This is a genomic window from Actinomycetospora termitidis (assembly GCF_030286555.1).
Classification (GTDB): Bacteria; Actinomycetota; Actinomycetes; order Mycobacteriales; family Pseudonocardiaceae; genus Actinomycetospora; species Actinomycetospora termitidis.
On sequence record NZ_JASVWF010000005.1, the window covers coordinates 396016 to 408115 of the forward strand.

Below are 12100 nucleotides of genomic sequence, written 5' to 3' on the forward strand. Positions count from 1 at the left end.
CTCGTTCGGGGCCCCAGCCTGACAGGTCCGTCCAGAGTCGAGTGGACCCCCGATCGGGTCAGGCGCGCATCCGCTGGGCGGAGCGGGTGGCGCCCGCCGCGACCATCACCACGACGACGCCGCACAGGGCCGAGGCCACCGGCGCGAGCCCCCACTCCTCGACGGCCACCCCGGCGATCAGGCTCGCCACGGCGGCCGCGACGTAGCAGAACAGGTAGACCGCGGCGAGGGTGCCGGCGTGGGTCCCCGCGGGGCTGCGGTCGAGCAGGACCCGCATCGCCCCGGCGAACGCGATCCCGAACCCGGCCCCCGCGACGACGGCCGCTCCCAGGTAGGCCGCGAAGCTACCGGCCGCGATCGCGCCGACGTACCCGGCCGTCCCCGCGGCCAGCACGGCGGACCCGCCCACCAGCGCGTGCGTCGCCCGCAGGCGGCTCGCCGCGAGCCCGGCCGCGGGACCGGCGAGGTGGTAGACGGCCACGGCGAGGGCGCCGCTGAACAGGTCGTGGCGCCCCAGGACGGAGACCGCCAGCGACGGGGCCAGGGCCTGGGTGAAACCGCCGAGCACGTAGGTCGCCGCCACCAGGAGGCACACCGCCGGGAACACCGGACGCGCCGTCGGGGGCACCCGCACGACCGGGCGCAGCGAGCGGAGCGCGCCCGGCCGGCGCTCGACGGTCTCGGGCAGCAGCACCACCGTGACCGCCGCGGCCGCCAGCAACCCGGCCACCACGAGGAAGGAGACGACGGGCGCGGACGCCGGCGCCACCTGGACCGCGGCCCCGGAGGCCAGGGCACCGAGGGCGATGCCGCCCGGGGGCGCCCCGCTGGTCACGGCGCCGGCGAGCCCCGGGCGCGCCGGCGGCACCAGGTCCACCACGAACGCCCCGAGCGAGCTCAGCGCGAGCCCGACCGACAGGCCCTGGACCGCGCGGCCCACGATCAGCGGCAGCGCCGAGTCGACGGTCGCGAGGACCAGACAGGCCACGACCCCGACGACCACGGCCGGCACCGCGACCCGCCGTCGCCCCAGGTGGTCGGACAGGCTCCCGCAGCAGAGCAGGGCGACCAGCAGCGGGACGATGTAGATCGCGAAGGCGCCGGTGAGCGCGACCGTCGAGACGCCGTAGGACTGCGCGTAGACGACGTAGAGCGGGGCGGGGACCCCGGCCGCGGCACAGACGGCGACGAACACGACGGAGGCCGCGGCGAAGGCGGCTCCGGAGCGGGGTCGGGGCACCGGCTCAGTCGGTCCCCGCGCCGGGGACGTCGGACGTCACGGCGCCGAGCGTACGTCGACGGCGTGCGGTGTGCGGGCGGTGACGGTACGCCGATCGGAGATCGCGGCGCGGTCACGGTCCGGCGCACGCTCTCCCGACGTCGTCACTCTCCGTGCCAGCATCGACGAGGTCGTGCCCCGCTCGTCAGTCGAGCGGCGTAGTCGGAGAGCGAGAGGGTCACCGTGCAGAAGATGTCGATCATCCTCGGGTTCGTCCCGTGGATCGCGTTCAGTGTGCTGTCCGGGCCCTCGACGTGGGAGTGGGCGGCACCGACGGCGTTCGTCATCACGCTGGTGCTCGCGGTGCCGGACCTGCGCCGCACCCGCGAGATCGGTGTGCTCGACGCCGGCGGGGCGGCGTTCTTCGGTGTGCTCACCGTGCTGGCGCTCGTCCTCGAGCGCGGGCAGCTGCAATGGCTCGAGGACCGCGCGTCGCTGATCTCGGGGATCGCGATCACGCTGATCGCGGTCGGGTCCCTGCTCGTGCGACGCCCGTTCACCGAGCACTACGCCCGGCAGAGCACCCCGCGCGAGTACTGGACGAGCCCGCTCTTCCGGCACGTCAACGTCATGATCACCGGGGTCTGGGCGCTGACGTTCGCCCTGCAGGCGGTGAGCGCGTTCATCGTGAGCACGACGCCGCGCACGAGCGACGTGTTCGGCTGGGTGGTCCCGACGCTCCTGCTGGTCGCCGCCGTCAAGTTCACGATGTGGTACCCCGACCACGCGACCGCCGAGGTCCGCTCGGGGACGCCCGAGGCGCCGCGGGTCGCGTCGTGACCGCCGACCCGGCGTCCGGGCCGATCGCGCGGGGGCACGTCCCCACGCGGGTGCCGCTGGGCCTGCACGGAGCCTGGCTGCCGATACAGGAGTGAGTGTCGGGGGTGCTCGCTACCCTCTCGTCACGTTCCGGCGGGCCGGCGGGTCGTCACACCACACCGGACGCGAGCGATGGAGACTCCGATGAGCACCGACGTGGCGCACAGCGCCGACACCCACGAGCGCATCCGTGTCCTCGGCGCGCGGGAGAACAACCTGCGCGACGTGAACGTGGACCTCCCCAAGCGGCGGCTCACGGTGTTCACCGGGGTGTCCGGCTCGGGCAAGAGTTCGCTGGTGTTCGCCACGATCGCCGCGGAGTCGCAGCGGCTGATCAACGAGACGTACTCGACGTTCGTGCAGGGCTTCATGCCCACGCTCGCGCGGCCGGACGTCGACGTCCTCGACGGGCTGACCACCGCGATCATCGTCGACCAGCAGCGGCTCGGCGCCGACCCGCGCTCGACAGTCGGCACGGCCACCGACGCCGGCGCGATGCTGCGCATCCTGTTCAGCCGCCTCGGCGAGCCGCACATCGGGTCGGCACAGGCCTTCTCGTTCAACGTCGCCTCGATCAGCGGGGCGGGCGCGGTGACCACCACGAAGAACGGCCAGGAGGTCAAGGAGCGGCGCGAGTTCTCGATCACCGGCGGCATGTGCCCGCGGTGCGAGGGCCGCGGCGCGGTCTCCGACTTCGACCTCACCGCGCTCTACGACGAGGAGAAGTCCCTCGACGAGGGCGCGCTGACCATCCCCGGCTACTCGATGGACGGCTGGTTCGGGCGGATCTTCCGGGGCAGCGGGTTCTTCGACACCGCGAAGCCGATCAAGCGCTTCACGAAGAAGCAGCTGCACGACCTGCTGTACAAGGAGCCCACCAAGATCGTGGTCGAGGGGATCAACCTCACCTACGAGGGGCTCATCCCGAAGATCCAGAAGTCCATGCTGTCGAAGGACCGGGAGGCGATGCAGCCGCACATCCGGGCCTTCGTCGACCGTGCCGTCGTGTTCACCACCTGCCCGGAGTGCGACGGCACCCGGCTGACCGAGGCCGCCCGGTCGTCGCGCATCCGCGGGGTGAACATCGCCGAGGCGAGCGCGATGCAGATCAGCGACCTCGCCGAGTGGGTGCGGGCCCTCGAGTCCGAGGAGTCGGTGAAGCCGCTGGTCGAGACCCTGAGCCACACCCTGGACTCGTTCGTGCGGATCGGGCTCGGCTACCTGTCGCTGGAGCGGCCCTCCGGCACGTTGTCCGGCGGCGAGGCGCAGCGGACGAAGATGATCCGCCACCTCGGGTCGGCGCTGACCGACGTCACCTACGTCTTCGACGAGCCGACGATCGGGCTGCACCCGCACGACATCGCCCGGATGAACGACCTGCTGCTCGCCCTGCGCGACAAGGGCAACACCGTCCTGGTCGTCGAGCACAAGCCCGAGACGATCGCGATCGCGGACCACGTCGTCGACCTCGGCCCCGGTGCGGGCACCGACGGCGGGACGATCCAGTTCGAGGGCACGGTCGACGAGCTCCGCGCCGGCGGCACCGTCACCGGCCGTCACCTGGACGACCGCGCCGCCCTCAAGGACTCGGTCCGGACGCCGACCGGGCAGCTGCAGGTGCGCGGGGCCGACACGCACAACCTCCGCGACGTCGACGTCGACATCCCGCTCGGCGTGCTGGTGGCGCTGACCGGGGTCGCCGGATCGGGCAAGAGCTCGCTGATCAGCGGGTCGGTGGCCGGGCTGGAGAGGGTGGAGGTCGTCGACCAGGCGCCCATCCGCGGGTCCCGGCGCAGCAACCCCGCCACCTACACCGGGCTGTTGGAGCCGATCCGCAAGGCGTTCGCCAAGGCCAACGGTGTCAAGCCGGCCCTCTTCAGCGCGAACTCCGAGGGCGCCTGCCCGAACTGCAACGGCGCCGGCGTGATCGACACCGACCTCGGGCCGATCGCCTCCGTGGCCGTCACCTGTGAGGTGTGCGAGGGCAAGCGGTTCTCGGCCGACGTCCTGGAGTACCGGTTCGGCGGGCAGGACATCAGCGAGGTGCTGGCGATGTCGGTGGCCCAGGCGGAGGAGTTCTTCCGGGACGGTGATGCGAAGCTGCCGGCGGCCCACAGGATCCTGGAGCGGCTGGTCGACGTCGGGCTCGGCTACCTCCGGCTCGGTCAGCCGCTGAACACCCTCTCCGGGGGCGAGCGGCAGCGGCTGAAGCTCGCCGACCACCTCGGGGCGAAGGGCGGCGTCTACGTCCTCGACGAGCCGACCACGGGCCTGCACCTCGCCGACGTCGAGGCGCTGCTCGGTCTGCTCGACCGGCTGGTCGACGCCGGCACGTCGGTGATCGTGATCGAGCACCATCAGGCCGTCATGGCCCACGCCGACTGGATCATCGACCTCGGCCCCGGGGCCGGGCACGACGGCGGACAGGTCGTCTTCACCGGCACCCCGGCCGACCTCGTCGCGTCCCGGTCCACGCTGACCGGGGAGCACCTCGCGGACTACGTGCGGTCCCCCGCGACGTAGCCGGGCGCGATCCACGGCGGCAGCCGGTCGGGCACCTCGACGACGACGCGGTGCTCGCGGAAGGTGACCTCCGCGAGCCGGCCCTCGAGCGTGACGTCGACCGGCTCGAGGTTCTCCGGCTCGCCGGGGTCGCGCCCGATCGCCGCAGCGACGAACGCGCGCATCGGTCCGGAGTGCGTGCTCACGAGAGCGACCTCGTGGGGGGCGGCGAGTGCGCTGACACCGGCCCAGAGCCGGTAGACCGCGACCTGTGGTGGCTCGAAGCGCAGCGTGGTCGAGGTGAGCCAGCGGTCGATCGGCCCGCCGGTCTTCGAGAGCTCGCCGTAGTTCGCGTCGAAGCGGTCGTACTCGAGGGCCCAGTCCGGGTCGGCTCCCGACCCCGGGTCGAGCGCGATCCGGTCTGCCGCGACGGCCGAGGACTCGCGGGCCACGCCGTCGTGGAAGAACTGCAGGCTGTCGAAGTGGGCGTCCGGCTCGAGGTCGCCGAGGTCGAACCCGTGGGCGTCGCCGAGCCCCTCGACCAGGGCGGCCCGCAACGTCACCGCCGTCGCCGTACCCCGGGCGGTCGGGGCGTGTGGGAAGCGGATCCGTGTGCCCGAGGGGGCGCCGGCCACGAGCTCCTTCGCCAGCTGCCGTCCCCGCTCGTGGGCCTGGGACTCCCCCAGCTCGGTCAGCCCGAGGTCCCCGGAGTAGCCGTGGGTCTCGCCGTGGCGGAGCAGGACGACGCGGTACATGGTCGCCAGCCTGCCCCGCCGCCGCGGCGGTGTTCCACCCGGCCGTTGCGGGCGGGCGAACGGAAGGCCTGGCGCGAAATCCGTCGTCCTGATTTACTTGCTAGCGCAAGCACATACCGAGGAGGACCCCATGCCCACCACGATCACCGCCGTCCCCACGACGCTCGAGATCGACACGGACCCCGGCGTCCTGACCGCGATCGAGCGTTTCACCCCGTCCGGCTCGGGCCCGGCGAGCTCCGAGGGGGACGACGCGACCGTGCTCCACGAGCCGACCCACACCCGCTCCACCGCCGACCGCCCGGAGGTGCACCGTGCCGCCACGTACCTGCGCGGGACCCTGCGGCAGGTCCCCGGCTTCGGCGGCGGGCTCCTGCTCGCCGGGCAGGCCGGCGAGGTCGCGCTCTACAGCCGGTGGGCGGTCGCCGACTCCGCGTCGGCCGAGCTGCCCGCCGCCTGGTCGCTCGCGCCCGCGCTCGCGGACCTGACGCGGGTCGACGCCCGCACCTTCGCCGTGGACTTCACCGCGCCGGGAGCGGTCAGCCGGGCCTCCCGCACCGCCACGCCGCGCGCCCACTTCGGCGTGTTCACCGTGGCCCCGGAACGGCAGGAGGAACTGCTGGAGCGCGCCCGGCGGCACGCGCCCGGCTCGATCGGTACCCCGGGACTCGCCGCGATCACCTTCCACCGAAGCCTGGACGGGGAACGCGTGATCAACCTGGGGCTGTGGAGCGGTTTCGACGAGTTCGGCGACCTCCTCGCCCGTCCCGGTTTCGTCGGCGGCGCGGAGTACTGGGAGGGCGTGGCGGGGTTCCGCCCGCAGTTCTTCGACGTCGTCGATATCGTCGGGCGGTGAGTCCCGAGCCCGCGGAGCCGCCGACGCTCGACGCGGAGGAGGAGCGTCTCTGGCGCAACCTCGGCCGGGTCACCCAGCGGCTTCCCCGGCTCCTCGACGACGCCATGCTCCGCGGCGCCGGGCTGACGATGAGCGAGTTCGCGGTCCTCGACGCGATGGGCGGATCGCCGGAGGCGACCGTGCGGATGAGCGACCTCGCGGCCGAGATCGGCCTGTCGCTCAGCCGCGTCAGCCGCGTCGTCGACAAGCTCGCCGCCCGCGGGTGGTGCCGCCGCGTCCGGCACGGCGGCGACGGGCGCTCCGCCCTGGTCGTCCTCACCGACGACGGTGGCGCCCGGGTCGCCGCGGCCCGGCCGCTGCACCGGCGGCTGGCCCGCGAGCACGTGCTGGACCGCGTGCCGCCGGCCGACCGCGACGCGGTCGCCGCCGCGCTCGCGGCGATCGCGGAGGACCGGCGCGCCTGAGCCGGGCGATCGCCGCGAGTGCGACGTCAGGCAGGTCCGGAGGCCTGCGAACCTGCGCCATGTCGCACTCGGCGCGGGCGAACGCGGGCGAACGTGGGCGCAGCAGGATTCGAACCTGCGACCGACGGCTTGTAAGGCCGGCGCTCTACCGCTGAGCTATGCGCCCGGGGACGGGTCCCGGGAACGGTAGCCCGGGACCCGTCGTCTCCGACGGGGAATTAGCTCAGGCGCTGGCCTTGAGCTCCTCGATGGCGTCCTTCCAGCCCTGCTGGTTGCGGGCGTCGCCGGGCCCGTTGTGCTCGGCGAAGCGCACGATGCCCTCGCTGTCGATCAGGAAGGTGCCGCGGAACGCGAAGCCCAGGTCGGCGGAGAACACGCCGTAGCTCTCGGCGGTCGCACCGTGCGGCCAGAAGTCGGAGAGCAGCGGGAACTGGTAGCCCTCCTGCGTGGCCCAGGCCTTCAGCGACCAGGTGGTGTCCACCGAGATGCCGAGGATCTGGACGTCGTCGTTCTGGAACGCCGAGAGGTCGTCACGCGCCGAGCAGAGCTCGCCGGTGCAGATCCCGGAGAAGGCGAAGGGGTAGAACACCAGGAGCACGGCCTGCTTGCCGCGGAAGTCGGAGAGCGAGACCTCCTGGCCGTCCTGGTTCTTCAGCGTGAACTCGGGGGCCTTCGAGCCCACCTCGACCGTCATGGCGCGTGCGTCTCCTCACGGGTGTGCGACAGATGCGTCCGCCACCCTAGCGACGTCCGGCTCACAGCCGGACGGAGACGCTGCCGGTGTACGCGCCCGCGAGGAGGTCGATCAGCGCCTGCGGCGCGGCGTCGAGGCCGCCGTCCACGACCGTGTTCGGGTACACCATCCCCTCGCCGAGCCACCGACCGAACAGGGCCGGCGCCTCCGCCATGAGGTGCGGGGCATGGGCGAGGGCGAATCCCGAGACGTGCAGCCCCTTCATGATCGCGGTCTGGGTGTCGAAGCGCGGCCACCCGCCTCCCGACTGGGCGGCCAGCGCACCCAGCACGGCGATCCGCGCGTGCGGCGCCGCGAGCTCGACCGCCGTCTCGAACTGCGCGCCACCGACGAGGTCCACGACGACGGAGAAGCCCTCGGGGGCCGCCGCGCGCAGCTCGTCGAGGAAGGAGTCCGACCGGTGACCGACGGCGGCGTCGAAGCCCAGCTCGTCGACCAGCCAGGAGCACTTCGCGGCCGACCCGGCCGTGCCGACCACCCGGGCCGCCCCGAGCTTCCGCGCGATCTGTCCGGCCATCGACCCGACCCCGCCGGCCGCTCCGGTGACCAGCACGACGTCCCCGTCGCCCACCCGCGCACCGTCGCGGACCCCGAGCAGCGCCGTGGCGACGTTGCCGGTCGCGAACGCGTACTGCGGCTCGGGCAGGGAGTCGGCGGGGAGCGGGACCGCCGCGGAGGTGACGGCGTACTCGGCCCACGGGCTGCCGTACACGACGGTGGTCCCGACCGGGAGGTCGTCGGCCGCGCCCGCGACGACGGTGCCGACCGCGAACGCCTCCAGCGGCTCGCCGACCCGGAAGATCGGCAGCGCGTCGGGCAGGTTCGCGTCGGCCTCCATCTGCTCGCGCATCACGGCGCCGAGCGAGAGGTGCGAGTTCCGGACGACGACCTGCCCGGGTCCGGGGGCGGGCAGGTCGACCTCGACGGTGCGGAAGGCGTCGAGGGTCAGCGCGCCCTCCGGGCGCGCGGCGAGGAGGACCTGGCGGGTGCTGTGCGGCGGTGTCGGGTTCACGTCCGCCGATGCTGGACGCTGAGGCGGTCGGGAACCGTCCGCGTCGGGTCGGTCACCGCCGGTTCTTGCCCCCCGACTTCGGCGCCACCAGCCGTGTCCCGACCCATCCGTCGGAGATGTTGACGTTGGAGGTCTGGGAGAGCCCCGCCGTGGGAGCCGCCTCGGCGATGTCGGAGGGCTCGACGTGGCCGTCGTAGCCCGTCTTGGGCGTCAGCACCCAGACCGCGCCGTTGTCGGCGAGCGGCGACCGGGCGTCCATGAGGGCGTCGACGAGGTCCCCGTCGTCGTCGCGCCACCACAGCAGCACCACGTCGACGACCTCCTGCGCGTCCTCGTCGAGGAGGTCCTCACCGCAGCGTTCCTCGATCGCCGACCGGACGTCGTCGTCGACGTCGGAGCCCCAACCCAGTTCCTGGACGATCATCCCCGGCTCGACCCCGAGCTTGCTGGCCAGATCGCTCCGGCTGCCGTCGGAGTCCCCCGCGGCCGCGACCACGTGTCCCGTCCCTCCTCCGTGTCCCGGGCCGGGCCCCGTCCGGGTCCGGCCTCGCCGACCCCCACCGGGGCGTCGTGACGCACAGCGAACACGGCGCGGGTGCCGGACGCAACCAGCCACGCGGCCGGACCGGCGACGACGTCGAGTCGTCGAGGTTCTCGACGGATCGGGGCTACCCGCCGGTAGAGATGACGCGGTCGCGACACGGGGTGACCATGGAGGGGCCGTGCGGTCATCCCGCAGGCAGAATCGGTTCCGATCGTCGGCGTCACACCCCGATGGCGGCGCACCCCGAGAACGAGGAGTGGCAGCAGTTGTCAGCGCAGAACGACGCCCGTCCCGACAACCGCGTGCACGTCATCCGTGACGGGCTCTCCACCCACCTCCCGGACATCGACCCCGACGAGACCGCCGAGTGGATCGAGTCGTTCGACGGCGTGCTCGACTCGGCCGGCCAGCAGCGCGCCCGGTTCCTGATCCTGCAGCTGCTCCAGCGCGCGCGGGAGCGCCGGGTCGCGGTGCCGTCGCTGTTCTCCACCGACTACGTCAACACCATCCCCACCGACCAGGAGCCGTGGTTCCCGGGCGACGAAGAGACCGAGCGCCGCTACCGCGCCTGGATCCGGTGGAACGCCGCCGCGATGGTGCACCGCGCCCAGCGGCCCGGCGTCGGGGTCGGCGGGCACATCTCCACCTACGCCTCGGCGGCCTCGCTCTACGAGGTCGGCTTCAACTGGTTCTTCCGCGGCAAGGACCACCCCGGCGGTGGCGACCACGTCTACATCCAGGGCCACGCCTCCCCCGGCATCTACGCGCGCGCCTTCCTCGAGGGCCGCCTGGGCGCCGAGCACCTCGACGGGTTCCGCCAGGAGCTCTCGCACGCCGGCCCCGGCGGCGGCCTGCCGTCCTACCCGCACCCGCGGCTCATGCCGTGGTTCTGGGAGCACCCCACGGTCTCCATGGGCCTCGGGCCGATCAACGCGATCTTCCAGGCGCGGTTCGACAAGTATCTGCACAACCGCGGGCTGAAGGACACCTCCCAGCAGCACACCTGGGCGTTCCTGGGCGACGGCGAGATGGACGAGCCGGAGTCCCGCGGGGCGATCCACGTGGCGGCGGCCGAGGGCCTGGACAACCTGACCTTCGTCGTGAACTGCAACCTGCAGCGCCTCGACGGGCCGGTGCACGGCAACGGCAAGGTCATCCAGGAGCTGGAGTCGTTCTTCCGCGGCGCGGGCTGGAACGTCGTCAAGGTGGTGTGGGGCCGGGAGTGGGACCGGCTGCTGCACGCCGACCGTGACGGCGCGCTGATCAACCTCATGAACACCACGCCGGACGGCGACTTCCAGACCTACAAGGCCAACGACGGCGCCTACGTCCGCGAGCACTTCTTCGGGCGCGACCCGCGGACCAAGGAGCTCGTCAAGGACCTCTCGGACGACGACGTCTGGAACCTCAAGCGCGGCGCCCACGACTACCGGAAGGTCTACGCCGCCTACCAGGCCGCCCTGGAGCACGAGGGCCGCCCGACGGTCATCCTCGCCAAGTCGATCAAGGGCTACACGCTCGGTCCGACGTTCGAGGGCCGCAACGCGACCCACCAGATGAAGAAGCTGACGCTGCAGGACCTCAAGACCTTCCGCGACGAGGTCCGGGTCCCGATCTCGGACGCCGAGCTCGAGCGCGACCCCTACCTGCCGCCCTACTACCACCCCGGCAAGGAGGCGCCCGAGATCCAGTACATGCTCGAGCGCCGCCGCCAGCTGGGCGGCCCCTCCCCCGAGCGCCGGCTGCGCCACCAGCCGCTGGTGCTCCCGGGCGACAAGGCCTACGACGTCGTCAAGCGCGGCTCGGGCAAGCAGGAGATCGCCACGACGATGGCGTTCGTCCGGCTGGTCAAGGAGCTGACCCGCGACGAGGGCATCGGCAAGCGGGTCGTCCCGATCATCCCCGACGAGGCCCGGACCTTCGGGATGGACTCGTTCTTCTCGAACCTGAAGATCTACAACCCGCTGGGCCAGCTGTACACCTCGGTGGACGCCGACCAGCTGCTCGCCTACCGCGAGTCCGAGACCGGGCAGCTGCTCCACGAGGGCATCAACGAGGCCGGCTCGGTCGCCTCGTTCACCGCCGTGGGCACGTCGTACGCCACCCACGGCGAGCCGATGATCCCGATCTACATCTTCTACTCGATGTTCGGGTTCCAGCGCACCGGCGACGGCATCTGGGCCGCCGCGGACCAGATGGCCCGCGGCTTCCTGCTCGGCGCGACGGCGGGTCGGACCACGCTGGTCGGCGAGGGGCTGCAGCACAACGACGGCCACTCGCTGCTGCTGGCGGCGACCAACCCCGGCGTCGTCGCCTACGACCCCGCGTTCGCCTTCGAGATCGGGCACATCGTGCGCGACGGCCTGCAGCGGATGTACGGCCAGGACGAGCAGGAGTCGCCGCCCGCGGACCCGGAGCGCGAGGCCGGGACCGAGGACCGCCGCGACCCGAACGTCATGTACTACCTGACGGTCTACAACGAGCCGTACCGCCAGCCCGCGGAGCCCGACGGCGTCGACGTGGACGGCATGCTGCGCGGGTTGTACCGCTACGCGCAGGCCCCGGGCGGTCCCGGACCGCGGGCGCAGATCCTCGCCTCCGGGGTGGCCATGAGCTGGGCGCAGCGGGCCCAGGAGATGCTCGCGTCCGAGTGGGGGGTGCAGGCCGACCTGTGGTCGGCCACGTCCTACGGCGAGCTGCGCCGCGACGGGGTGGCCTGCGAGCAGCACAACCAGGCCCACCCCGGGGCCGAGCCGCGCACCCCGTACGTCACCACCGCCCTCGCCGAGGCGGCCGGCCCCGTCGTCGCCGTCTCGGACTGGATGCGTGCCGTCCCGGACCTCGTCCGCCCCTGGGTGCCCGGCGACTACACCACCCTGGGCACCGACGGCTTCGGCCTCTCCGACACCCGCCCGGCCACCCGGCGGCACTTCGGGGTGGACGCGGAGAACGTCGTCGTCGCCGTGCTGGCGGCCCTGGCGCGGCGCGGGGAGGTGGATCACGCGACGGTGCGCGACGCGGCGGCGCGCTACCAGGTCCACGACCCGCAGGCGGCCGGACCGCAGGAGTCCGACAGCGGGGTGGCCTAGCTCGTGACCTCGCGGTGACTTTCTGG

General features: G+C 72.9%; 10 protein-coding genes and 1 tRNA gene. 5 read left to right on the top strand and 6 right to left on the bottom strand.

Annotated elements, in window-relative coordinates; all coding sequences use genetic code 11:
* Positions 1 to 58 precede the first annotated feature (58 nt).
* Positions 59 to 1240, bottom strand: coding sequence for an MFS transporter (locus QRT03_RS22645; RefSeq protein WP_286055326.1), 1182 nt, complete (start codon positions 1238 to 1240; stop codon positions 59 to 61).
* 231 nt (positions 1241 to 1471) lie between these two features.
* Here QRT03_RS22645 and QRT03_RS22650 point away from each other — a divergent pair, with 231 nt between their 5' ends.
* Positions 1472 to 2059, top strand: coding sequence for a DUF3159 domain-containing protein (locus QRT03_RS22650; RefSeq protein ID WP_286055327.1), 588 nt, complete (start codon positions 1472 to 1474; stop codon positions 2057 to 2059).
* A 183-nt stretch (positions 2060 to 2242) separates the two neighbouring features.
* The gene (locus tag QRT03_RS22655; RefSeq protein WP_286055328.1) at positions 2243 to 4621 is read left to right on the top strand and encodes an ATP-binding cassette domain-containing protein; all 2379 of its coding nucleotides are present in this window, start codon (positions 2243 to 2245) and stop codon (positions 4619 to 4621) included.
* Here QRT03_RS22655 and QRT03_RS22660 read toward each other — a convergent pair.
* Positions 4597 to 5355: a histidine phosphatase family protein gene (locus QRT03_RS22660; RefSeq protein WP_286055329.1), complete on the bottom strand. Its 759-nt coding sequence runs from the start codon at positions 5353 to 5355 to the stop codon at positions 4597 to 4599. The genes QRT03_RS22655 and QRT03_RS22660 overlap by 25 nt on opposite strands.
* A gap of 130 nt (positions 5356 to 5485) precedes the next feature.
* Here QRT03_RS22660 and QRT03_RS22665 point away from each other — a divergent pair, with 130 nt between their 5' ends.
* On the top strand, positions 5486 to 6211 hold the full coding sequence (locus QRT03_RS22665; RefSeq protein WP_286055330.1) for a hypothetical protein: 726 nt from the start codon (positions 5486 to 5488) through the stop codon (positions 6209 to 6211).
* Complete coding sequence (locus QRT03_RS22670) at positions 6208 to 6675, top strand: MarR family winged helix-turn-helix transcriptional regulator (RefSeq protein ID WP_286055331.1); 468 nt, start codon at positions 6208 to 6210, stop codon at positions 6673 to 6675. Before QRT03_RS22665 ends, QRT03_RS22670 begins: the two co-directional genes overlap by 4 nt.
* A 94-nt stretch (positions 6676 to 6769) precedes the next feature.
* Here the strand turns inward: QRT03_RS22670 and QRT03_RS22675 are convergent.
* The 4 genes from QRT03_RS22675 to QRT03_RS22690 form a co-directional block, all read right to left on the bottom strand.
* Positions 6770 to 6841, bottom strand: a tRNA-Val gene (locus tag QRT03_RS22675).
* Between the two features lie 57 nt (positions 6842 to 6898).
* Positions 6899 to 7369, bottom strand: a complete 471-nt coding sequence (locus QRT03_RS22680; protein ID WP_286055332.1) for a peroxiredoxin — start codon at positions 7367 to 7369, stop codon at positions 6899 to 6901.
* A gap of 61 nt (positions 7370 to 7430) precedes the next feature.
* Positions 7431 to 8441 carry an MDR family NADP-dependent oxidoreductase gene (locus QRT03_RS22685; protein ID WP_286055333.1) on the bottom strand — a complete coding sequence of 337 codons (1011 nt, stop codon included), beginning with the start codon at positions 8439 to 8441 and terminating at the stop codon, positions 7431 to 7433.
* A 52-nt stretch (positions 8442 to 8493) separates the two neighbouring features.
* Positions 8494 to 8937, bottom strand: a complete 444-nt coding sequence (locus tag QRT03_RS22690) for a DUF3052 domain-containing protein (protein WP_286055334.1) — start codon at positions 8935 to 8937, stop codon at positions 8494 to 8496.
* Positions 8938 to 9215: 278 nt separating this feature from the next.
* On the opposite strand from QRT03_RS22690, the gene aceE reads away from it, so the two are divergent.
* A complete protein-coding gene (gene aceE / locus QRT03_RS22695) occupies positions 9216 to 12074 on the top strand; it encodes a pyruvate dehydrogenase (acetyl-transferring), homodimeric type (protein ID WP_286055335.1) in 2859 nt (952 codons plus the stop codon).
* Positions 12075 to 12100: the final 26 nt, after the last annotated feature.